This window comes from Cypionkella psychrotolerans (assembly GCF_001294535.1).
Taxonomy (GTDB): Bacteria; Pseudomonadota; Alphaproteobacteria; order Rhodobacterales; family Rhodobacteraceae; genus Cypionkella; species Cypionkella psychrotolerans.
Map to the genome: position 1 here is coordinate 1 of NZ_LGIC01000006.1, position 21,224 is coordinate 21,224.

21 protein-coding genes and 1 tRNA gene are annotated in these 21,224 nt (G+C 60.8%); 13 read left to right on the forward strand and 9 right to left on the reverse strand.

What is annotated here, in order from left to right:
• Nucleotides 1-762: 762 nt before the first annotated feature.
• A tRNA-Leu gene (locus tag AKV04_RS00490) sits at nt 763-846 on the reverse strand.
• 129 nt (nt 847-975) lie between these two features.
• Entirely contained in the window at nt 976-1,836 is an 861-nt protein-coding gene (gene ypfJ, locus AKV04_RS00495) for a KPN_02809 family neutral zinc metallopeptidase (protein WP_054004530.1), read from the reverse strand.
• Nucleotides 1,837-1,965: 129 nt separating this feature from the next.
• Between ypfJ and AKV04_RS00500 the strand changes: the two genes are divergently transcribed.
• The 3 genes from AKV04_RS00500 to AKV04_RS00510 all read left to right on the forward strand — a co-directional run bounded on the left by AKV04_RS00500 (nt 1,966) and on the right by AKV04_RS00510 (nt 3,782).
• Nucleotides 1,966-2,550, forward strand: a complete 585-nt coding sequence (locus tag AKV04_RS00500) for a YqaA family protein (protein WP_054004531.1) — start codon at nt 1,966-1,968, stop codon at nt 2,548-2,550.
• 7 nt (nt 2,551-2,557) lie between these two features.
• Nucleotides 2,558-3,019 (forward strand): disulfide bond formation protein B, encoded by a 462-nt coding sequence (locus AKV04_RS00505; protein ID WP_054004532.1) that lies wholly within the window; start codon nt 2,558-2,560, stop codon nt 3,017-3,019.
• A 100-nt stretch (nt 3,020-3,119) separates the two neighbouring features.
• Nucleotides 3,120-3,782: an ankyrin repeat domain-containing protein gene (locus AKV04_RS00510; RefSeq protein WP_054004533.1), complete on the forward strand. Its 663-nt coding sequence runs from the start codon at nt 3,120-3,122 to the stop codon at nt 3,780-3,782.
• 115 nt (nt 3,783-3,897) lie between these two features.
• On the opposite strand, the gene AKV04_RS00515 is transcribed toward AKV04_RS00510, so the two are convergent.
• Nucleotides 3,898-5,061, reverse strand: a complete 1,164-nt coding sequence (locus AKV04_RS00515; protein ID WP_054004534.1) for a deoxyguanosinetriphosphate triphosphohydrolase — start codon at nt 5,059-5,061, stop codon at nt 3,898-3,900.
• A gap of 81 nt (nt 5,062-5,142) precedes the next feature.
• Here AKV04_RS00515 and AKV04_RS00520 point away from each other — a divergent pair, with 81 nt between their 5' ends.
• The 3 genes from AKV04_RS00520 to xth are packed head-to-tail and all read left to right on the forward strand — an operon-like array spanning nt 5,143 to nt 7,036.
• On the forward strand, nt 5,143-5,469 hold the full coding sequence (locus AKV04_RS00520; protein ID WP_054004703.1) for a HesB/IscA family protein: 327 nt from the start codon (nt 5,143-5,145) through the stop codon (nt 5,467-5,469).
• Between the two features lie 54 nt (nt 5,470-5,523).
• Nucleotides 5,524-6,216, forward strand: a complete 693-nt coding sequence (locus tag AKV04_RS00525; RefSeq protein WP_054004535.1) for a hypothetical protein — start codon at nt 5,524-5,526, stop codon at nt 6,214-6,216.
• Nucleotides 6,217-6,256: 40 nt separating this feature from the next.
• Nucleotides 6,257-7,036, forward strand: a complete 780-nt coding sequence (gene xth / locus AKV04_RS00530) for an exodeoxyribonuclease III (protein ID WP_054004536.1) — start codon at nt 6,257-6,259, stop codon at nt 7,034-7,036.
• A 6-nt stretch (nt 7,037-7,042) separates the two neighbouring features.
• On the opposite strand, the gene AKV04_RS00535 is transcribed toward xth, so the two are convergent.
• Nucleotides 7,043-7,723 (reverse strand): hypothetical protein, encoded by a 681-nt coding sequence (locus AKV04_RS00535; protein WP_054004537.1) that lies wholly within the window; start codon nt 7,721-7,723, stop codon nt 7,043-7,045.
• A gap of 235 nt (nt 7,724-7,958) precedes the next feature.
• Between AKV04_RS00535 and AKV04_RS00540 the strand changes: the two genes are divergently transcribed.
• Nucleotides 7,959-9,239 (forward strand): NAD(P)/FAD-dependent oxidoreductase, encoded by a 1,281-nt coding sequence (locus AKV04_RS00540; RefSeq protein WP_235815491.1) that lies wholly within the window; start codon nt 7,959-7,961, stop codon nt 9,237-9,239.
• 102 nt (nt 9,240-9,341) lie between these two features.
• Here the strand turns inward: AKV04_RS00540 and AKV04_RS00545 are convergent, their stop codons facing one another.
• Complete coding sequence (locus AKV04_RS00545; RefSeq protein WP_054004538.1) at nt 9,342-10,523, reverse strand: FAD-dependent monooxygenase; 1,182 nt, start codon at nt 10,521-10,523, stop codon at nt 9,342-9,344.
• A gap of 78 nt (nt 10,524-10,601) precedes the next feature.
• Nucleotides 10,602-11,024, reverse strand: a complete 423-nt coding sequence (gene dksA, locus AKV04_RS00550; protein WP_054004539.1) for an RNA polymerase-binding protein DksA — start codon at nt 11,022-11,024, stop codon at nt 10,602-10,604.
• 171 nt (nt 11,025-11,195) lie between these two features.
• Between dksA and AKV04_RS00555 the strand changes: the two genes are divergently transcribed.
• From AKV04_RS00555 to AKV04_RS00575, 5 genes are all read left to right on the forward strand, one after another.
• Nucleotides 11,196-12,035, forward strand: a complete 840-nt coding sequence (locus AKV04_RS00555) for an AAA family ATPase (RefSeq protein ID WP_054004540.1) — start codon at nt 11,196-11,198, stop codon at nt 12,033-12,035.
• A gap of 844 nt (nt 12,036-12,879) precedes the next feature.
• A complete protein-coding gene (locus AKV04_RS00560; protein WP_054004541.1) occupies nt 12,880-14,253 on the forward strand; it encodes a DUF2927 domain-containing protein in 1,374 nt (457 codons plus the stop codon).
• Nucleotides 14,254-14,301: 48 nt separating this feature from the next.
• Nucleotides 14,302-14,472: a hypothetical protein gene (locus AKV04_RS26595; RefSeq protein WP_054004542.1), complete on the forward strand. Its 171-nt coding sequence runs from the start codon at nt 14,302-14,304 to the stop codon at nt 14,470-14,472.
• Between the two features lie 3 nt (nt 14,473-14,475).
• Nucleotides 14,476-15,657 (forward strand): vWA domain-containing protein, encoded by a 1,182-nt coding sequence (locus AKV04_RS00570; protein ID WP_054004543.1) that lies wholly within the window; start codon nt 14,476-14,478, stop codon nt 15,655-15,657.
• An 82-nt stretch (nt 15,658-15,739) separates the two neighbouring features.
• Nucleotides 15,740-16,426, forward strand: coding sequence for a M48 family metallopeptidase (locus AKV04_RS00575; protein ID WP_054004544.1), 687 nt, complete (start codon nt 15,740-15,742; stop codon nt 16,424-16,426).
• Nucleotides 16,427-16,487: 61 nt separating this feature from the next.
• On the opposite strand, the gene AKV04_RS00580 is transcribed toward AKV04_RS00575, so the two are convergent.
• From AKV04_RS00580 to AKV04_RS00590, 3 genes are read right to left on the reverse strand one after another with little or no spacing between them, the layout of a single operon-like run.
• Complete coding sequence (locus AKV04_RS00580) at nt 16,488-17,036, reverse strand: RSP_2648 family PIN domain-containing protein (protein ID WP_054004545.1); 549 nt, start codon at nt 17,034-17,036, stop codon at nt 16,488-16,490.
• Nucleotides 17,037-18,302, reverse strand: coding sequence for an RSP_2647 family RNA methyltransferase (locus AKV04_RS00585; protein ID WP_082351469.1), 1,266 nt, complete (start codon nt 18,300-18,302; stop codon nt 17,037-17,039). It abuts the gene before it with no gap.
• A gap of 59 nt (nt 18,303-18,361) precedes the next feature.
• A complete protein-coding gene (locus tag AKV04_RS00590) occupies nt 18,362-19,054 on the reverse strand; it encodes a DUF6778 family protein (protein ID WP_054004546.1) in 693 nt (230 codons plus the stop codon).
• A 292-nt stretch (nt 19,055-19,346) separates the two neighbouring features.
• Here AKV04_RS00590 and edd point away from each other — a divergent pair, with 292 nt between their 5' ends.
• Nucleotides 19,347-21,152 carry a phosphogluconate dehydratase gene (gene edd / locus AKV04_RS00595; RefSeq protein ID WP_054004547.1) on the forward strand — a complete coding sequence of 602 codons (1,806 nt, stop codon included), beginning with the start codon at nt 19,347-19,349 and terminating at the stop codon, nt 21,150-21,152.
• The last annotated feature ends 72 nt before the right edge of the window (nt 21,153-21,224 follow it).

A 21,224-nucleotide genomic window follows, 5' to 3' on the forward strand; every position in this document is an offset into this window, starting at 1 on the left:
ACCTAGGATTGCAGCAGAAAATTGACCGCTGTTACCTGCGGTTGCAACGCGGACAGGCACCACAATGATGCCGTTATTTCGCCGGGTTCCTGTCCGCAGTTACTGCAAATTGACCGTTTTGCCGGGCTAGCGCTGCTGCTTGAAAGCCTTGGTTTCTAACCTTTCGTGGGTTGGGATCGAGGCTTTCATTTGTCGAGTCTTGTCTGTTCTTGGGTCAGCCCGCTCAGTCTTCCGTGCAGATCAGGCGCTGATCTTGTTGCTTTCTGGCGTCAGGGCGGCGTCGGAAGTTGCTTCACTTTGTACCAGTAAAGCCCTGATTGTATCATCAGACGCGGGGTTTCGAGATTGAAAACAGTGGGCATCTTGAAAAACGCAGGCTTATCAGGCGTTAGGATCCGAAAGTTGCGACGCTTCGTCGCCCGCAAGCCGCTCCGCTGTTTCCAGAACGGAAACCAGCCAAAACTCCTATACTACCTTAACCATCAGAGAGATTATTTGCCATTCTTTCACCACAATCTCCAAACGCTGTTGCCGAGACGGCGTCAATTCTGCGGTTTGGCGGGAACTGTTCAGGATGACGCTAGGTCAACCGGGGCGATCCTGCGAATCGGCTGCTGATTTTCGCCAGTAAGATGCTCAAAATTAACTATAAAACCGGGTGAACTGCGGGGTGATTCTTGATGTTAACGATGAATCGCCCTAGCTTTGCCACAATCTGAGCGTGCGCAGGGTGGCGATGGCTATTTATAAAGGGAAGTTTGATGGTACGGGCGGCCGGACTCGAACCGGCACTCCTTGCGAAAACAGATTTTGAGTCTGTCGCGTCTACCATTCCGCCACGCCCGCACAGTTCACACTTCTTGGTAGGGGCCGCAGAGCGATCCGAAGTGTCAGGACCAGTGCTTCACTGATCCGAGGCGCGGTTTAGCCGCGCCTCTTGTCCGCGTCAACAGGATTTGCGCAAGCAAATCATCGCTAAAGGTTATTCGTTCTGAACGTGTCACACGCGCTCAGCTGGCCAGAGTTCAGCCCGGTGATAAACCATTTCGAGCGTTGCGCTGAGGTGCCGTGCGTGAAGCTTTCCGGCATCGGCACCTGTCCCGCGTTGCGCTGCAGGGTGTCGTCGCCAATCTGCTTGGCAGCGTTGACGGCTTCTTCAAAATCGCCCTTCTCGATGGTGCCATAAGTCTGCTGCACTTCACGCGCCCAAATCCCGGCCAGACAATCCGCCTGCAATTCGATCCGCACCGAAATCTCATTGCTGTCAGCCTCGGAAGATTGCGCACGAACTTCATTGGCTTTGCTAAGAATCCCCAACTCGTCTTGCACATGATGGCCGATTTCATGCGCCACCACATAGGCCATCGCAAAATCGCCGCCCGCGCCCAACTGGCGCGACATCGTGGTGAAAAAATCTGTGTCTAGGTAGACCTTCTTGTCACCGGGGCAATAAAACGGCCCCGTCGCCCCCGAAGCATCACCGCAGGGCGAGTTTGTCACACCCTTAAAAAGCACCAGCTTGGCAGGCACATAAGTCTCTCCCAACTGCTGCTTGAACACCGTCGCCCAAATATCTTCCGTATCTGCCAGCACCACCGAGACGAATTGTCCGGCCTGCTTGTCGGCATCGCTCATCTCAGCCGGAGCGCCCGTCTGCTGCGTTTGCGTCTGGTTGTCGTTGAGCAGCGGGGTCAGATCGAAGCCCAGAAAATAGCCGATCACCACCACCGCGATCACACCGATCCCGCCCGCACCACCGATGCTGGCCCCACGCGTGCCCCGGACGCCGCGCCGGTCTTCGATATTGCCGCTGCCTCTGCGTCCACGCCATTCCATGACTTCACTCCACCCTGTTTTGGTCAATCTAACTCTCAACGCGTGAAGTGCAATCGGGTTGCGCCGATCCGCCCTCTTGACCCCGAGCCCCGCGCGTGGCCATTGGGCGCAAAAGCGCGGAGAGCCTTGATGTTTCGCAAGCTGTATAATTGGACGCTGCACTGGGCAGGCTCGCGCTATGCCGAACCTGCGATGGGGGCGGTGTCCTTTGTGGAAAGCTCGGTGTTTCCGATCCCGGCGGATGTGCTGTTCATTCCGATGTGCCTGGCGCGGCCGGATCGAGTGTGGCGTTACGCGTTGATCGCCACGATCACCTCGGTTCTGGGCGGCATCTTTGGCTGGATGATTGGGCATTATGCCTTCGATCTTCTCGCCCGCCCGGCGCTGGAATTCTACGGCAAACTTGGCGCGTTTGAGGCGTTGAAGGCGCAGACCGGGGATACCGCCATTTTGGTGATGCTGGTCACCTCCGGGCTGTCGCATTTGCCGCCGATGAAGGTGGTCACGATTCTGTCAGGTGTGGTGTCATTCGATCTGAAATGGTTCATCTTGTCGGCGATTGTGGCGCGGGGGGGGCGGTTTTATCTGCTGGCCTATCTGTTGCAGCGCTACGGGGCGGCAATGGCGGGCTTTATTGAGCGGCGGTTGGCGCTGATTGTGGGCGGCTTGGTGGTGGTTGGCGGGCTGATCTGGCTTGCGACCCGGATGATGTGAGGCTTTGATGACGCGGACTTCTTTGATCTGGATTGCCACGCTGGGCTCGGTGGGTTTGCTGGGCGGGGCGTTTGCGTTCCAGTATTTCGGCGGGTTGATCCCCTGCGTGCTGTGTATCTATCAGCGTTGGCCGCATGGGGTGGCGATCTTGATCGGGCTGCTGGCGCTGCGGGGTCGAGGGGGGGCGCTGCCACTGCTCGGGATGGTTGCCCTGCTGGTCACGGCAGGGATCGGGTTTTATCATGCCGGGGTCGAGCTGGGCTGGTTCGCGGGGCTGGCGACCTGCACGGTCGATACTTTGCAGGGGATCGGCGGCGGCGATCTTTTGAACATGGATATTTCGGTCGGAAAACCGGTGCGTTGCGATGCGGTGCCGTGGGCGATGCTGGGGATCTCGATGGCAGGGTGGAACGCGATTATTTCCGCTGGACTGGCGGGGGTCTGGGGCCTGGCTGCGCGGAAAAGCTGAGTGTCCACGCGCGGACAGGGTTTGCGTGACGTGAAATCAATGACTTACAGATGCCTATTCAGGATTTGTTAAGTTTTGATACGCGTGGCAAGGTGTGATCATGCCTGAACATCCGCCCTCATTTTCTGCCCGATTCCGCGCTTGGCGGGCCCGTTTGGGCTTTTTCGCGCGGCTGGCTTGGCGGATTGCTGGGCGGGCTTTGGCCCTGCTATCACGGCGGAAAGCCCCTGCCCCTGTGACGGCTGATGCGGCGGTGGTCGCGGACTACGATCAGATTATTGAGGCGCTGCAAACCGGGAATACCGGATTTTTGGCGCGGTTGGGGCCGGGATTTGCCGCGAGTTCAGACAGATTTGTCGGCCAGTCTTGGTTGTTCAATGCGGTTGATCTGGGCAATCTCGCTAGCCTGCGCTGGTTTCTGGTGCAGGGCGTGGCGCTGGACGGCACCGACAAGGACGGACGATCCGTGTTGCAGGCGGCGGTCGAGCGTGCCGCTGTACTGGATGAATATGACGATACGCCCGAAGACCCGCTGCCGCTGATTGTGGCTTTGCTTGATGCTGGGGCTGCAATCAACGCGCCATCGGCCCAAGGACTGACGCCGCTGCATGTGGCGGCGGCTTTGGGGTTGGGCGAGGTCGTAGAGGTGCTGCTGTCGCGTGGGGCAGATGCGACTTTGCGCGATGAAGGTTTTGCCCATGCCACGCCGCTTAATTACGCGGTGCAGGCGGGACATCAGGCGGTTGCAGACCTGCTGCGGTAGGATTGGAGCTTTAGCTTTCACATTGGCTTAAATATCCCCGCCGGAGGCATTCGAGGCTGGCCTGAGATGCCTCCGGCGGGGATATTTGAGCACAGAGGATGACCTAAGTGTAGGCTTAGCCCAGCAGTCGTTGCCCCTCTTGTAGGGCGAACCGGTCAGTCATGCCTGCGACGTAATCGGCCACAAGGCGGGCGAGTTCGGTCTCTGTTTGGGCGGCAGTGATGTCGGTGCGCCATTCCTCGGGCAGCATTTCGGGCTGGGCGAGGTACAGCGGGAACAAGCCGTTGACGACTTCGGTGACTTGTTTGCGCATCACGATCACCGAGGGCGCACGATACATCCGGTGGAACAGGAAGCTGCGGATGGCTTTGAGTTCTTGGTAGAGCGGCTTGGAGAACCGGATCACCGTCATTCCAAGGCCTCGGATGTCTTCGACCGACTTCGGTTGGGCAGCATCGAGGCGGTTTTTGGCGACGGCGATCACGTCTTCGACCATGCGGCCAAACACCCGGCGCAGGGCTTCGTGGCGGCGACGCATTTTATCAAGTCCGGGGTAAAGCGCATCAACTTCGGCGAAAGCCGGGCCGGTGACGGGGAGTTGCATCAGGTCGTTTTCATCGAACAGACCCGAGCGCAACCCGTCGTGCAGATCGTGATGCGAATAGGCGACGTCATCGGCGATGGCGGCGACTTGCGCCTCGGCTGAGGCATGGGTGTGCAACTCCAGATCCCACTGGGCGTTCACTTCGGCCAAGGCATAGGGCAAGGGGCCGCTGTGTTTCTCATCGGCATTGGGGCCAGTCACCGGGCCGTTGTGCTTGGCGATGCCTTCGAGGCTCTCCCACGTCAGATTTAACCCATCGAAATCGGCGTAGTGGCGCTCCAGCCGGGTGACGATGCGCAGGGCTTGGGCGTTGTGATCAAAGCCGCCATAGGGGGCCATCAGCAGGGCGAGAGCGTCTTCGCCGGTATGGCCGAACGGGGTGTGGCCGAGGTCATGCGCCAAAGCGATGGCTTCGGCGAGATCGGTGTTCAAGCCCAACACACCAGAGATGGTGCGGGCAACTTGTGCGACCTCGATCGAATGGGTCAGCCGGGTGCGGTAATAATCGCCTTCATGTTCGACAAAGACTTGGGTTTTGTGTTTCAGACGGCGGAAGGCCGATGAATGAATGATGCGATCGCGGTCGCGTTGGAACGGCGAGCGGAAGCTCGACATCCGCTCTTGGTGCAGGCGGCCTCGGGACTGGTCAGGTTGGCAGGCGAAAGGGGCAAGCATATGCGGGGCCGTTCTTGTTGTATGCGTTGGGTTCCCCTATATTCGGATTCAACCGCCAATGGATAGAGAAATGCCATGGAATTGAACTTGCCCCCTCGTGTCACGCCCCGCGCCTTTGCGCGACTTGCCGAGATTGCCGAAATGACTGGCGAAAAGAAGGCGTTGCGGGTCGCGGTTGAGGGCGGCGGCTGCTCGGGCTTTCAGTATGATATCAAACTGGACGAGAAGGCGGCCGATGATCTGGTGATTGAAGGCGATGGGCAGGTCGTGCTGGTCGATCAGGTCTCGTTGCCGTTTCTGGCCAATGCGGTGATTGATTTCAGCGATGAGATCATCGGCGCGCGGTTTGTGATTGAAAACCCGAATGTGGCAAGTGCTTGCGGATGCGGTACATCGTTTTCCGTTTAGGGCTGGATTTCATTCTGTGACAATCTAGTTCACGCTCCTGATCTGGGAGCAAAAATGACATTTGTGCTGATGCTGGGCTCCGCCCCGATGGCTACCGAGACCGCACATTGGCCGCGCGCCTTTGATGCCCTTGTGGCGATCAACAATGCGTGGCGCGTGCGCGCTGATTGGGACTTTTCGATCTACCCGTGGGATTTTCCGCCAGACCGGGTCGCGGTGCCGGGTCAGCATCAGGCTCTTGTGACCGAAGCGGACTTCGTGCCCGCGCAAAACCGGTACGGCGGCTTCGTTTATGCGGGCGCAACGATGGCTTACACGGCGGCGTATTGGGCACTGGATGCGCTGAAGCCTCGAGTGTTGGCGGTGTTTGGCTGTGATATGCATTATCCGGCAGGTCAGACGCATTTCTACGGGGTTGGGACGCCAGATCCTTTGCGTCGCGACATCACGCTGCGCAGTCTGGAAGCGAAGTCAGTGCGGTTGATCGTGCTGGCAGCGCTTCAGGGATGTGCGGTGGTGAATCTGTCAGTGGGGCCGTCTCGGTTGTTGTGCCCGCGGGCGGCTTTGTCGGATCTGGCTGTGGTTCGCCCGTTGGCGTTTGATGCAGGACGGGTGGCTGCGGCGCAGGCGCGCGAGGCGGAGTTGGGGTATTTTGCGCCCTCGGGGCGGTATTGGGAGGATCTTTCGGCCTATGATGTGGCTGAAATTGACCGCCTTGATGCGCTTTGGCTGGCTTGTTTGCCGTAAGGTGGCGGCTTAAGACTGCGGGGTAACCCGGAGGCTTCCCATGAAAATCGCCACCTTCAACATCAATGGCATCAAGGCGCGGATCGAGGCTTTGCCCGCTTGGCTTTCGTCGGCAACCCCCGACGTGGTGTGTTTGCAGGAAATCAAATCGGTGGATGAGGGGTTTCCGCGCGAGATGTTTGAGGCGATGGGCTACCGGGTGGAAACCCACGGGCAGAAATCGTTCAACGGGGTGGCGATTCTGTCGAAACTGCCGCTGGAGGATGTGACGCGGGGCTTGCCGGGGGATGCGGACGACGCGCAGGCGCGCTGGATTGAGGCGACGGTGATCGGGGCAAGGGCCGTGCGCGTGTGTGGGCTGTATCTGCCGAATGGGAACCCAGCGCCGGGGCCGAAATATGACTACAAGCTGGCATGGATGGCGCGGATGCACGCGCGGGTGGAAAGCCTGTTGCCGCTGGAGGAGCCTTTGGTGTTCTGTGGCGACTATAACGTGATCCCGCAGGCCGAGGATGCCGCCAAACCCGAACTGTGGCTAGAGGACGCGCTTTATTTGCCGCAAAGCCGTGCGGCGCTGCGGCGGCTGCTGAACCTTGGGCTGACTGAGGCGTTTCGGGCGCGCAACCAATCGCCGGGGCAGTATTCGTTCTGGGATTATCAGGCGGGGGCGTGGGAGCGGAATAACGGCATCCGCATTGACCATCTGCTGCTGTCACCGCAAGCGGCGGATCTGCTGCAAGACTGCCAGATCGACAAACAGGTGCGCGCGGGCGACAAGCCGTCGGATCATGTGCCGGTCTGGATTGAACTTGACGCCTGAGCGACTTTAGGGTGGGCCAAAGTCGATCACCTGCACGATTTGCGCCACCGGGCCTTTCGCCAGCCGCTGAGCGCTCCGCGCGGTCGAAAGTGCGGGCAGCGCGCGGCGGATCATGTCGATATGCGCGGGCTTGACCTTGTTTCGGGCACAGGCTCCAACCTCTTTCCAGCGGGATTTGGCGATGGGACCGGCGACTGCCGAGGCAATCAACTGTGGGGCGACGTCGTTTGGTGCCACGGTGTTGGTGGCGATCAGGGTCTGGATCACCTCTGCCGCGACGGTCGCCGATTCCGCGAAGGGCATCTGCGCCAGGGCTGTCTGATCGGGATTGGCGCTGTTGTCGTTGACGCATTTGCGCGCCTCGAACAGCCAGTCATGCAGGATATAGGCGGGCGCATAGCCCCAAGGCGAAAACCCCTTGAACACCTGCGCCAAAGCCGGGATCGAGCCGCCGTCGGTATACATCATCTCGGGTTGAATGGTTTTCAGCGTGGCCGAGGGGTTAGCACGCTCAAACCGCAAAGGCGTGGCGGAGGGGACATAGACGAAACGGCCGTCGCCTTCACCCGCTTGGGTTTCGCCCACCCACATCACCAATACGGTGCCGCTCAGCTTGCCGACCGGGGCGTGGTCGTAATCCACGGTGCCGCAGGCCGCCAAAGCGAGGAAAGCCAGAAACCGCAGCATCGCGTCACCTCTGCGCTAGGGGATCAAAGGGAATTGGGGTTCAAAGCGGAGCGTTGGGCAAAACGCTAGCGCAAGCTTGCCTGAAAGCAACTGGAAACAGATCACTGCCGTGCCGTGCAACGCGGGCCATCACGCCTGCCATTTTGCCCAAGGCATTGGCATTGTTGCAGCATCAGGGCCGATTGACACGCACAGGCCAGAGGGCAACAACCTGTGCAACTTGAAGGAACATGCCATGACCCTGCCCTACCCTACGACCTATTACGCGCAAAGCCTGTCCGAGAGCCGCGCCCGCCCTATGCTGCGCGGGGTTGAGGAGGCCGATGTGATCGTGGTCGGCGGTGGGCTGGCGGGGTTGGTAACGGCGCTGGAACTGGCGCGGGGCGGGTTGAAGCCGCTGGTGTTGGAGGCTCAGGCGGTGGGCTGGGGCGCGTCGGGGCGCAATGGCGGTATCGTCTCGCCCGCGTTTGCCTGCGGATCGGAAGATATTACGGCGCGGGTGGGCGTAGAGGCCGCCCGCGCGCTGCATCGTTTGACGATTGAGGGCGTGGATCGGGTGCGGGGCTATATCCGCGATCTGGGTATCACGGGGGCCGATCCGATCTCGGGCCTGTTGAACCTGCGCCGCTTTGACCGTGCCGATGATCTGCACGCTTACGCGGCGGAATTTGCGCAGGATTTTGGCTATGAGCTGACCTATCTCGACCGCGCCGCGATCCGCGAGCGGTTGGTGAGTGATCGCTATTTTCATGGGTTGGCGGATGCTCAGGCGTTTCACATCCATCCGCTGAACTATCTGCGCGGGCTGGCTGCGGAGTTGGAGCGGCTGGGTGGGCGGATTTATGAAGGCTCCCCCGCCACGCAGGCGCAATTCAAGGCCGCGACGAAGGTGGTTACGACCGCGCAAGGCGAGGCCCGCGCGCCGCGCGTGGTGTTTGCGACCGGGGGCTATACCGACGGGCTGGTGCCACGGCTGAAGCGCGCGGTACTGCCGATTGCCACGTATATGATGGTGTCGGAAGTCGCCCCCGATCTGATCGCCAGCGCCATTCGGACCCGCGAGGCCGTGCTGGATGATCGCCGCGCGTCGGATTACTACCGGGTGATCGAAGGCGGCAATCGGCTGCTCTGGGGCGGGCGGATCACCACACGGGCGGCCTCGGCCGCAGGTGTGGCGCAGGAGTTGCGGCGTGAAATGATCGGGGCGTTTCCGCAACTTGCGGGGTTGAAAACCGAGCTCAGTTGGTCGGGGCAGATGGGTTACGCCCGGCATCTGATGCCGCAGGTGGGCCTGATGGAGCCGGACACGTGGCATATTACGGCGTTTGGCGGGCATGGGCTGAACACCACGGCGGTGGCTGGCAAGGTGCTGGCCGAGTCCATCTTGGGCGAAAGCGACCGCTTGGCGATGTTCGCGGGCTTCGGTTTGGACTGGGCGGGCGGGCCTTTGGGCTTGGCTGTGGCGCAGGCGACCTATTGGAAATTGCAGGTGCAAGATTGGTGGCGGGAGCGCTAAGCGGCTTTCATCTTGGCAAAAATACTCCCGCGCGGCGCGCTCCTTAGGTTGGGAGAGGAAGCCTCCGGCGGGGATATTTGAGCACAGAGGATGACTTAAGAGTCAGCTTTGCGTCACGTCGTAGTCGTAAAGCCAGTCGAAGCGTTTGAGGGCGAGGTTGGGGGCGATCAGGCCTCCCAGACGGAGGGCGGTATGGGTGATGCTGCGCTGCAGGCCGGACAGGTGATAGGCTTTGGCGTTGCCATTTGCGGCGGCAACGATGCGGGTGCAGCGGAGTTTGCGGGCGATTTGGTAGGCGGTGAGAGCCTCGGCGAGGGGCAGCTTTGCGAGCCGATCCGCCAGCAGCCATGCATCCTCCAGCGCCATCGAGGCTCCTTGCGCGAGGAAGGGCAGCGTTGGATGGGCGGCGTCGCCGAGGATCACGGCGGCACCTTCGGGCAGGGTTTTGCTCCAGACTTGCGCGACAGGGTGGCGGAACAGGCCCCAGACATAGACATCTTCTGCGCGGTCGAGCCAGCTTTGCGCGCGGGGGCTGAAGTCCTCGAACGCCAGTTTCATCTCTAGGGAATCGTCACGCAGCGACCAGCTTTCTTCGACCCAAGCGTTGCGTTCTTCGACCGCGACGATGTTGCGCAGGGTGCCGCCTCGCAAAGGGTAACTGACCAGATGGCGGCCTGCGCCCATATGGATCTCGGCCACCGGGGCGGCGTCGGGCTCGGCGGCGATGATGCAGCGCCAAGCGACATGGCGGGTGAAGAAGGGGGCTACTTTGCCGTTCAGCGCGGCGCGGGTTTTCGAATGCAGGCCATCGGCACCGATCAGCAGGCTTGGCTGGGATTCAGTCCCGAGGGTGGTCGTGAGGCGGGGGCGGGGGCCAGACAGATCGACGGTTTTAATCTTTTGCAGCAGATGGATTTGCACACCAGCGGCGCGGGCGGCTTTGGCGAGCAGGTCAATCAGATCGGCGCGGTGCAGGAAATGGTACCCCTGTTGCGGGCGCAGGCGGGCGAGGTCGAGGCGCAAAACCAGATCGCCGTCGCGACCATCGCGTAATTCCACCGCTTGCGCACGCATGGAAGCGGCATCAAGGACCGTGCTGAGACCCAATGCGCGCAGCACCGCAGCCCCATTGGGCGAGATTTGCAGGCCCGCACCGATTTCGCGGATGGCGTCGGCTTGTTCTAGCACGGTGACCTGCGCGCCTTTTTGCGCCAAGGCGAGGGCTGTGGCCAGACCGCCAACCCCTGCCCCCAATATCGTGATCGGTTGCCCTGCGATTGCCATGCTATCCCCCAAACGAAAACGCCAGACCCTGCGGTCTGGCGCTATCTGTTTCGTATTGCCGGGCGGGCCGCAAGCGGCTCAATCGTCGCGGTGGACCTTCTCGCGGCGCTCGTGCTTTTCTTGCGCTTCCAGCGTCATCGTGGCGATCGGGCGGGCGTCGAGGCGTTTCAAGCTGATCGGCTCGCCGGTCATTTCGCAATAGCCGAACTCGTTGGCGTCAATCCGGCGCAAAGCGGCGTCGATCTTGGACACCAGCTTGCGCTGACGGTCACGGGTGCGCAACTCCAGCGCGCGGTCGGTTTCCTCCGAAGCCCGGTCGGCAATGTCGGGCACGTTGCGGCCAGAGTCTTGCAGATTGTCGATGGTCTCGGCGGATTGGCCCTGCAGCTCTTGCTTCCAAGTCAGCAGCTTGCGGCGGAAATATTCCAGCTGCCGGTCGTTCATGAAAGGCTCATCCTCGGCAGGACGATAATCGTCTGGCAAGAAGGTTTCGGCTTTCATTGCGGCACTCTCCCATTTCTCAGGATGCGCTGCCAGGTGGGCTGTGGTCATGACGCGCTCCTGCATGGGCGTGCATCTAAAGGAATCGGAAAGGATTGTCACTAGCGGTTGCGACAAATTCGCGTGGGCTTTAAGGTTTGTCCGACCTTTATGCAGTGGCTTGGAAATCTTATGAAATTTGACTCAACCGACCGCTATATTGTTGCCGACGATCTGGCGATTGCGGTCAATGCGGCGGTGACCTTGCAGCGGCCTTTGTTGGTGAAGGGTGAGCCTGGGACGGGCAAGACCGAACTCGCGCGGCAGGTGGCGCGTGCATTGGAGATGCCGCTGATTGAGTGGCATGTAAAATCCACAACTAAGGCGCAGCAGGGCCTCTATGAATACGATGCGGTCAGCCGTTTGCGTGACAGCCAGTTGGGCGAAGCGCGGGTGCATGACGTGGCCAACTACATCCGGCGCGGCAAGCTGTGGCAAGCGTTCACCGCCCCTGCCCGCGTGGTTTTGCTCATTGATGAGATCGACAAGGCCGATATCGAATTTCCCAATGATCTGTTGCAGGAACTCGACCGGATGGAGTTTCACGTCTACGAGACCGGCGAGACGGTGCAGGCGCTGCATCGCCCGGTGGTGATCATCACCTCAAACAATGAGAAAGAACTGCCGGATGCGTTTTTGCGCCGCTGCTTCTTTCACTACATCCGCTTTCCCGATGCCGATGTGCTGGCGGCGATTGTGAAGGTGCATTTCCCCGACATTAAGCCTGCGCTGCTGACCACCGCGCTGACGCAGTTCTTTGAGATCAGGGAGACGCCGGGGTTGAAGAAGAAGCCCTCGACTTCAGAAGTGCTGGATTGGCTGAAGCTTCTACTGGCGGAAGATCTTGCGCCCGAGGATCTGAAACGGGATGGCAAGCATTCTCTGCCGAAACTGCACGGCGCTTTGCTGAAGAATGAACAGGACGTGCATCTGTTTGAACGACTGGCGTTTATGGCGCGCGGTCAACGTTAGAGCGCCGCGCGCCGCACCTCCCCCGCCGCCCCGGATCAAGTTCGGGGCGGCGGGGGAGGTGTGGCGCGCACTCTGCACGTACAGGGACAATCCCGGATGGCGTGTCAGATTGTGTAGCAAGAATCGAGAATCTGGCGATTCTGCCGTGCTTTAGCCATAGTCTTGCCGCAATTAAGTAACGGAAACTGATATTTTTGAAATATATTGAAATATATTGCGAGTGATTTGTGGATAATATGGCGTTTCCGCTTCGGCAACCATCCATAGGTAGTTTCGATGATTTTGTGCGGAATCCTAAAGATTGACATGATCATGCCCGAAAACCGACACTGCAAGCCTGTTGTCTCGCCTTTAGAGTGAGCTTCCTAACTGCAATGAGTTCCAATGACTTACGCCCTGCCTTTGTTCCCTTGCCAAGCTGTCCTGAATGGGCAGCGGGCGTTGGGCAAAGCGGCTGTGGCTTCGGTGATCTGCCACCGGATGCGCGCGGCGCAGAGCAAAGGTCAGGCCAATCTGCCGCTGCTCGGTGGATTGGCGATCATTGCAGGCAGGAGGCCCATGACGGAAGGCGGAGGCGCTACGGGACGCGCGTTTTGCTTGCCAAACCGGGCTTTTCTTCCCTCCACAAACGTCGGTCTGCTCCGGCGCGCGTGGCTTGGGATGAGGAGTGACGGCGCGGGGGATACGCGAGCTTTGAGCCGGTCAGGCAAGGCTTTGGCGGCGGATGCGGGGGCATTTGTCGTCAAAGGTCTGATCAGCGTTTTGCGCGCGTCCCGCCACGCTTCGCCAACTGAGATGGGGCCGCTGCGGCCCTTGAAACCTTGTATGAATGGTCTGCCAGCCCATGCGCCTGTTACCCTTGATCGCCGTTATCGGCCTCTCCGCTTGTATGCCTTCCCAACAAGCGCAGGTGTCGAAAAATTACACTGAAGCCGGGGGCAATGGCCTCGGCCTGCCCGCTTTGCAAAGCTTTGGCGCGGTAGCCACAACGGCGACCTCCCGCCCCAATGCCGAGATCGCGCGCGATTTCCTTGATCTAGAGTTTCGCATGGAAAGCGGGCGGGCGATTCCCAGCTTTTCGCGCTTTGAAGGCCCGATCACGGTGCGGCTGATGGGCGATGTGCCCGCCACCGCCAATACCGAAATGTCACGTCTGATCAACCGTTTCCGCGCCGAAGCTGGACTGCCGATCAGCTATGCCAAGCCGGGTGAAAGCGCCTCGATCACCGTGGAATTCCAGCCGCGCGCCCAAATGGCACGGGTCGTGCCGATGGCCGCCTGTTTCGTGGTGCCGCGGGTGCAATCCTGGGCGGAATACAAGGCCGAGCGCAATGGTCCGAAGGTGGATTGGACCACGATGACCTCGCGCGAGCATGTGGCTATTTTCGTGCCCTCGGATGCCGCGCCGCAAGAGATCCGCGACTGTCTGAACGAGGAAACCGCCCAAGCGATGGGGCCGTTGAACGACCTCTATCATTTGCCCGACTCGGTGTTCAACGACGACAATTTCAATTCGGTGCTGACCGGGTTTGATATGCTGATGCTGCGGATGCATTACGCCCCCGCCCTGCGCAACGGCATGAACGAGGCCGAGGCCGCCAAACATGTGCCTGCCCTGCTGGCGCAGATGAATCCGCGTGGTGCAGGCGGTGTGGCTGACATCAAATCCATCGCACCGCGGTCGTGGGTGGCGGCGGTCGAAGGCGCGTTTGGCCCACGGGGCGGCAATGTGTCGCGGCTGCGCGCGGCAGAGATGATGCGGTCGATTGCGATGGCGCAGGGCTGGCATGATGGCCGTCTGGCGTTCAGCAATTATGCGGTGGGCCGCTCGCTGGCCAGCACCGATCCGGCGCAGGCGGTGGTGGCGTTGTCGGAAGCCGGGCGGATTTACCGCGGTATTCCGGGCGCGCAGGTGCATGTGGCGCATGTCGATATGCAACTGGCGGCGATTGCGCTGGCGGCAGGACAGTCGGATCAGGCGATTGCCTTTGCCGACCGCGCCATGCCGGTGGTGAAGCGGGCCGAGAATGCGTCCTTGCTGGCGACCCTGATGCTGATCAAGGCTGAGGCGTTGGAGAACGAGGGGCGTGTCGCGGAAGCGCGGGGCTTGCGTCTCGACAGTCTGGGCTGGGCGCGTTATGGCTTCGGCTCGGAACGTCAGGTGCGCGGGCGGATGGCTGAAATTGCCAATCTGGGCGCGCGCGGGCATCGGGGATAATTTCGGGGCATTGGTCTGTTGCGGCCTGTCCCAGCAAAGGGGCAGGCCGTGATCGTTTTGGCTGGGTTACTGATCGGTGCGATCTATGGCGCTTTCAGTGCCAAACGGCGCGGCGGCCGTGGTTTGGATATGCTGCAATATGGCGCGGCCTATGCGATCATGCTGGCGCTGATCGGGCTGTTCCTGACGATCTATCTGCACCGGACCTTGGCGGGGTAAGCGATGTTCCTGCCCTTCTTTCAGGCGTTGCGGAAAGAAGGCGTGCCCGTCAGTTTGCGCGAATATCTGGCGTTTCTCGAAGGGCTTGCGGCGGGTCTGGTGACTTATGATGCGGACGGATTCTATCATCTGGGCCGTCTGACCATGGTGAAAGATGAGCGGCACATAGATCGCTATGATCGGGCTTTCGCGAATAGTTTCAGTGGCTTGGATGCTGTTTCTGAAGCGGAGGTTTTGCAGGCTTTGGATCTGCCAGCGGCTTGGCTGGAAAAGCTGGCGGAAAAGCACCTAACGCCCGAAGAACGCGCTGGCATTGAGGCTTTGGGCGGCTTTGACAAGCTGATGGAGACGCTGAAGCAACGCCTGGCCGAGCAAAAGGGCCGACATCAGGGCGGCAATAAATGGATCGGCACGGCGGGGACTTCGCCCTTTGGCGCTTATGGCTATAATCCGGAAGGCGTGCGGATTGGCCAAGCGGAAAGCCGTCACCAGCGCGCGGTGAAGGTCTGGGACAAGCGCGAATTTCGCAATCTGGACGATCAAGTTGAACTCGGCACCCGCAATATCAAGGTGGCACTGCGCCGGTTGCGGAAATGGGCGCGGACGGGGGCGGCGGAGGAGTTGGATCTCGACGGCACCATTCGCGCTACGGCGGAACATGGCTGGCTGGATGTGCAGGTGCGGCCCGAGCGAAGAAACGCCGTCAAGGTGTTGATCTTCTTCGATATTGGCGGCTCTATGGACCCTTATATCAAGGTGATGGAAGAGTTGTTTTCGGCCGCACGCGCCGAGTTCAAGCATCTGGTGCCGTTCTACTTTCACAACTGCCTGTATGAAGGCGTGTGGCGCGACAACGCGCGGCGCTGGGATGCGCAGACCTCTACCGCCGAGGTATTGCGGACCTATGGCGCGGATTACAAATGCATTTTCGTCGGCGATGCCTCGATGAGCCCCTATGAGATTCTGCATCCCGGCGGGGCGAATGAGCATTGGAACGCCGAACCCGGCCAAACATGGCTGCAACGCGCCTGTGATCGCTGGCCGAACCATTTGTGGATCAACCCGGTGCCCGAGGTGCATTGGGGCTATACCCAGTCGATCCGGCTGATCGGGCAGATTTTTGCGGGAAAGATGGTGCCGATGACGCTGGACGGGATTGCGCGCGGGATCAAGGAGTTACGCTGATGTCAACTCGCTGCCGCCGCCCTTCACATGAAATCAATCAAGCGCGGCTTGCAGCACTGCGCCCCTGCCCCATATTGGGGACATGTTGAAGTTTCTCCCCTTTCTGCTGGCGATTGGCTATGGCCTGCTGATGATGCGCTTTTCGGTTTGGCGCACCAAAAAGATGCTGGCCGAGCAAAGCCAGCCTTTGCGCGATCCAGGGCTGTTGGCTTTGGCGCAAAAGATGGCGGTGGCGTTGGAATTGCCGCAGATCAAGGTCAATGTCTATCAGATTGAAGCGGTGAATGGCCTCGCCGCCCCGGATGGGCAGATTTATCTGACGCAGGGGTTTTTGGACCGTAAGGCGAAGGGTGAGGTTTCGGATGCCGAGCTTGCCTCGGTGATCGCACACGAGTTGGGGCATGTGGCGTTGGGTCACACACGGCGGCGGATGATTGATTTCACCGGACAAAATGCGGTGTTCGTGATGCTGTCGGCGCTGTTGAATAGGTTCCTGCCGGGGATTGGGGTGTGGATCGCTAATATGATTTCGGGCGCGTTGATGGCGCATATGTCGCGGCGCGATGAGTTTGAGGCCGATGCCTATGCGGCGGCTTTGCTGGTTAAGGCGGGGATTGGTGTGGGGCCGCAAGTGTCGCTGTTTCGCAAGCTTTCGGCGCTGACTGGCGCTGCGGGGGCGGGCACCCCGGCTTGGCTTATGAGCCATCCGAAAACCGATGACCGGATCGCCGCGATTGAGGTTTTGGACGCACGTTGGCGGGAGGCGTAGGGTGGGTTTCAACCTACCGTTCCGAAACCCACCATTCCGCAAGGTGGGTTAAAAACCCATCCTACACATCGGCGAGAATCGCCTTGGCGAGCTTCGGCAGTTGCGCGCGTTTCAACAGGGATTTCAGGGGGATAGCTTCCCCCTTCATTGCTTCGGCGGTGGCGTGGACGTGGGCTACCACCTCGGCCACGTCACCGGGATGGAACGACCACAGCTGCCAGAGCAAGCCGTCAGGGTCGCGGCGCTCTAGCCCTTCTTCGGACAGCAGATGGCGCGGGAAATCCTTGGCGTTGAAGGTGACAATGCAATCGGCGTGGCCCGCGATGGCGATGGCCAGCACATGCACATCATTGGGGTCGGGCAATAGCAGGCGGGATTCGATATTGGGCTGCTCGCGCACGCAACCACGCGGGAAGGCGACACGCAGCAGGGTGGCTTCGGTTTCCGCCAGCGCCTGCGCTTCGGGGCCAAGTTTGGCGGTGGCGCGGGTCCATTCGCGCAGGATGCGATCAGACCACAGCGCCTCGTACAGCCCCTTCGCCGCCACGCCCAGCAGGATTTCCCGCAGGACGGTGGGGTATAAGACGCAGGCGTCGAGGACGGCTTTCATTTAGTCGAGCCGGAAGAACAGGGCCTTGAGATAGCCGCTTTCCGCCAGTTGCGGCAGCATCGGGTGGTCTGGTCCGGCAAATCCGGTGTGCAGAAGTTGGCCTCGACGGCCACCGCGCCCGATGCCACGGGCAGAGGCGTTACGGAAGGATGCGAGGTCTGCGGCATGGCTGCATGAGCAGAGCACCAGATAGCCGCCGGGGGCGACCAAGGGTGCTGCAAGGCGGGCGATACGTTCGTAAGCGCGCAGGCCCGCTTCCAGCGCAGGCTTGGCCGGGGCAAAGGCGGGTGGGTCGCAGATCACCAGATCGAATTGCGCGCGCTCTGCGCCCAAGCTTTCCAGCACGTCAAAGGCGTCACCTTGGCGGGTGATGAAGCGGTCGGCAAAGCCCGAAGCCTCGGCACCCTGCCCTGCCAGCGCCAAGGCGGGGGCCGAGGCATCCACCGCCAGCACCGAAGCCGCGCCATTGGCCAAAGCCGCAAGGCCAAAGCCGCCGACATGGGCGAACATATCCAGCACTTTGGCACCCTTAGCAAAGCCCGCCGCGAAGGCGTGGTTCGGGCGTTGATCGAAGAACAGCCCGGTTTTCTGGCCTCCGGTGACATCCGCCAGATAGATAGCCCCGTTCATCGGCACTTGGATCGGCGCGGAAACACCCCCCACCAGCACCAGATTTTCCTCGTTCAAGCCTTCCAGCCCGCGCGAGCGTCCGGTGGCGTTTTTCACCACGGTTTGAACGCCGGTCACCGCCTGCAAGGCCGCGACCAGCACGTCCAGATGCGCCTCGGCCCAAGCGGCGTTGGGTTGGATCACCGCCACATCGCCGAAACGGTCGATGACAATGCCGGGCAGGCCATCGGCTTCGGCATGCACCAAGCGGTAGAACGGCTGGTCATAAAGACGGTCGCGCAAGCTGAAGGCGCGGCTGAGTTTGGCCTCAAACCACGCTTGATCCAATTCCGCCTCGGGGTTGCGATCCAGCATCCGGGCGATGATTTTGGAGTTGGTATTAACCGTCACCAGACCCAGATCGCGGCGATCTCCATCCACCAAAATCGCCAAAGCGCCGGGGGCGAGGTTATTGGTGCGGCGGTCCGTCACCAGTTCATCGGCGTAAACCCATGGGAAGCCGTGGCGCAACGCCCGGGCCTCGGCCTTGGGACGCAGGCGGACGATAGGATAGCGGCGCGAGACGGTCTCAGAACCGGTGTCGGCGGCATCATCGGAGGTGTTCGGGGCGGGGGTATGCGAAATGGGGGAGCTCATGCCCCCCCATACTAAGATATTGCGTCTGTGAAAAGGCCTGCGTTTTTCAGCGCGGCCGGTTATTGAAGGCTGGCCAGCTGCGCCGGAGTACCGTCAAACCGCGTCACCACCGCATCAGCGGGCAGCACAGCGATCGGCGCGGAAAGCTCACGCCGCAGCACTTCGGTCAGACGGTCGGTCACCACCACCTTTTGCGTGCGACCCGCTTGTTCTTCGGCCACAGCGCGGTTGCCGCCTGCACCTTTCACATCCGCGACAATCAGGCGCGGGCCCTGCAGCACCACTCCGGTTGCAGCGTCGCGCACCGTCATCATGAAATGCAGCGAGTGGACGCCACCAACGGTATAGCGGGTTTTCTCGGTCAGGCAGTGAAAGCGTACCACTTCCAGATCAACCACGACGGGCTCGCCGGTGTGCATCGTGGCGGTGCTGCGGGCGGCGGCGTCATCGAAAATCGCCTTAACTTGGGCATAGCGGTCGCCCGGCAGATCGCCGCGCCAGACGATATCAGCGGAGGGATGGAAAGTGTTGGCTTCGGAGACTTTCAGCGTGTGAGGCACCAAGACATTGACGGCCTTCACGTCATATTCGGCTTGCAGCATCACCGGGCCGCGCGGGCCGGGGGCTTGCGGCAGGCGCGAGGCCTGCGACAGATCCGACGACACTTGGTTTTGCGACGACATGGAGGTGGTTTGCGCGCAGGCCGAAAGGCCCAAGGCCAGCACCAGAATGGAAATCGAAGTCATCTTCATAGCTTCACCCTTTGGTTGCTCCGCCGCCTTTAGACTTATCGGGCGTTAACCAAACAAAGCCCTGTAAATGTGGCAGGTTTTTGGTGAATATCGCGCCAAATCAAGGTATGATGCGGGTGCATTCACGACTGTGGCCGGATTGCATCGGACCAAAGAGGTCCGGCCTGCGCCCTACACCTGTGGCCAGAATTTGTTTGCGCCAGCAGCAGAACCGGGTTGTTAGCGCTAACATCATCTGTTACAACTAAAACACGCCGCTATTGCAGCTTTCTTGCCAAGCCTGAGGTGCCCGATGTCGTTGAACTCTACCATTGACCGCGTGACTGACCGCATCCGCGAGCGGTCGGCTCAAACACGCGGCGATTATCTGACACGGCTGGCAGCAGCGGCAGCGCAGGGTCCGACGCGCGCGCATCTGTCTTGCGGCAATCAGGCGCATGCCTATGCGGCGATGGGGGCGGATAAAGACGCTTTGGCGGCAGGCCGGGTGCCGAATATCGGCATCGTCACCGCCTATAACGATATGCTCTCGGCGCATCAGCCCTATGAGGACTATCCCAAACTGATCCGCGACGCCGCCCGCAAGGCTGGCGCTACGGCGCAGGTCGCGGGCGGGGTTCCGGCGATGTGTGACGGCGTCACCCAAGGTCAGGCCGGGATGGAGCTGTCGCTGTTCTCACGCGATGTGATTGCATTGTCGGCGGGCGTAGCCTTGTCGCACAACACCTTCGATGCGGCTTTGTTTCTGGGAGTGTGCGATAAGATCGTCCCCGGTCTGGTGATGGCGGCGGCGGCTTTCGGCCATATCCCGGCGGTTTTCGTGCCTGCGGGGCCGATGACCTCGGGTTTGCCGAATGACGAAAAATCCAAGGTGCGCAATGCGTTTGCCACCGGGGCCGTTGGGCGCGAGGAGCTGATGGCGGCTGAAATGGCCTCTTACCATGGCCCCGGCACCTGCACGTTTTATGGTACCGCCAACACCAATCAGATGCTGATGGAGTTCATGGGCCTGCACCTGCCCGGCGCGTCTTTCGTCAACCCGAACACGCCGCTGCGCGAGGCTTTGACCACCTATGCGGTGGAGCGCGCCGTGGCGATCACCGCTTTGGGCAATGATTTCCGCCCTGCTGGGGAAGTGTTGGACGAGCGCGCCTATGTCAACGGTTTGGTCGGGCTGATGGCGACGGGCGGCTCGACGAATTTGGTGTTGCATCTGCCTGCGATGGCGCGCGCCTCGGGCGTGCTGCTCGATCTGGCGGATTTCGATGAGATCAGCCAAGCAGTGCCTTTGATGGCAAAGGTCTACCCGAATGGTCTGGCCGACGTGAACCATTTCCACGCGGCGGGCGGGCTGGGCTATATGATCGGGCAGCTGTTGGATCACGGGCTTTTGCATGGCGATGCCAAGACGGTGGCGGGCGAAGGCTTGCGGCATTACCGGACCGAGCCGAAGTTGCTCGATGGGCGGCTGACCTGGACGCCGGGTTCGAACCACACGCTGAATGACAAAATACTGCGCCCCGCCTCTGATCCGTTCCAACCGACCGGGGGGTTGCGTCAACTGTCCGGCAATCTTGGGCGCGGCGTGATTAAGGTGTCTGCTGTGGCACCAGAGCGCCATATCATCGAGGCACCTTGTCGGATTTTCCACGATCAGAACGATGTGAAAGCGGCGTTCAAGGCTGGCGAGTTCACTTCTGACACCATTGTCGTCGTGCGCTTCCAAGGTCCGCAAGCCAATGGGATGCCGGAATTGCACTCGCTGACGCCGATGCTGTCGGTCTGCCAAGATCGCGGGTTGAAGATGGCCTTGGTGACGGATGGCCGGATGTCGGGGGCTTCTGGCCGCGTGCCTGCGGCGATCCATGTCTCGCCCGAGGCTGCCAAGGGGGGGCCGCTTGCGCGGCTGCGCAATGGCGATATTGTGCGGCTGGATGCGGTGGCGGGCACTTTGTCGGTGTTGGCCGCCGATTTCGACGCCCGCGAGCCTGTCACCGCTGATCTGTCCGCCAACCGTCACGGCATGGGACGCGAGTTGTTCGAGGCGTTCCGCCGCAACGTCGGCACCTCGGAAACTGGTGCTGCCGTGGTAATCTAAGTTTTCGCCTGCCGCGCGGGAGTATTTGAGAAACAGCAGGTCATCCTCTGCGCTCAAATATCCCCGCCGGAG

Coding starts and splice junctions, on each gene's coding strand:
- ypfJ (WP_054004530.1), bottom strand. CDS start 1,836: ATGGAATGGCGTGGACGCAGAGGCAGCGGCAATATCGAAGACCGGCGC.
- AKV04_RS00500 (WP_054004531.1), top strand. CDS start 1,966: ATGTTTCGCAAGCTGTATAATTGGACGCTGCACTGGGCAGGCTCGCGC.
- AKV04_RS00505 (WP_054004532.1), top strand. CDS start 2,558: ATGACGCGGACTTCTTTGATCTGGATTGCCACGCTGGGCTCGGTGGGT.
- AKV04_RS00510 (WP_054004533.1), top strand. CDS start 3,120: ATGCCTGAACATCCGCCCTCATTTTCTGCCCGATTCCGCGCTTGGCGG.
- AKV04_RS00515 (WP_054004534.1), bottom strand. CDS start 5,061: ATGCTTGCCCCTTTCGCCTGCCAACCTGACCAGTCCCGAGGCCGCCTG.
- AKV04_RS00525 (WP_054004535.1), top strand. CDS start 5,524: ATGACATTTGTGCTGATGCTGGGCTCCGCCCCGATGGCTACCGAGACC.
- xth (WP_054004536.1), top strand. CDS start 6,257: ATGAAAATCGCCACCTTCAACATCAATGGCATCAAGGCGCGGATCGAG.
- AKV04_RS00535 (WP_054004537.1), bottom strand. CDS start 7,723: ATGCTGCGGTTTCTGGCTTTCCTCGCTTTGGCGGCCTGCGGCACCGTG.
- AKV04_RS00540 (WP_235815491.1), top strand. CDS start 7,959: ATGACCCTGCCCTACCCTACGACCTATTACGCGCAAAGCCTGTCCGAG.
- AKV04_RS00545 (WP_054004538.1), bottom strand. CDS start 10,523: ATGGCAATCGCAGGGCAACCGATCACGATATTGGGGGCAGGGGTTGGC.
- dksA (WP_054004539.1), bottom strand. CDS start 11,024: ATGAAAGCCGAAACCTTCTTGCCAGACGATTATCGTCCTGCCGAGGAT.
- AKV04_RS00555 (WP_054004540.1), top strand. CDS start 11,196: ATGAAATTTGACTCAACCGACCGCTATATTGTTGCCGACGATCTGGCG.
- AKV04_RS00560 (WP_054004541.1), top strand. CDS start 12,880: ATGCGCCTGTTACCCTTGATCGCCGTTATCGGCCTCTCCGCTTGTATG.
- AKV04_RS00570 (WP_054004543.1), top strand. CDS start 14,476: ATGTTCCTGCCCTTCTTTCAGGCGTTGCGGAAAGAAGGCGTGCCCGTC.
- AKV04_RS00575 (WP_054004544.1), top strand. CDS start 15,740: ATGTTGAAGTTTCTCCCCTTTCTGCTGGCGATTGGCTATGGCCTGCTG.
- AKV04_RS00580 (WP_054004545.1), bottom strand. CDS start 17,036: ATGAAAGCCGTCCTCGACGCCTGCGTCTTATACCCCACCGTCCTGCGG.
- AKV04_RS00585 (WP_082351469.1), bottom strand. CDS start 18,302: ATGAGCTCCCCCATTTCGCATACCCCCGCCCCGAACACCTCCGATGAT.
- AKV04_RS00590 (WP_054004546.1), bottom strand. CDS start 19,054: ATGAAGATGACTTCGATTTCCATTCTGGTGCTGGCCTTGGGCCTTTCG.
- edd (WP_054004547.1), top strand. CDS start 19,347: ATGTCGTTGAACTCTACCATTGACCGCGTGACTGACCGCATCCGCGAG.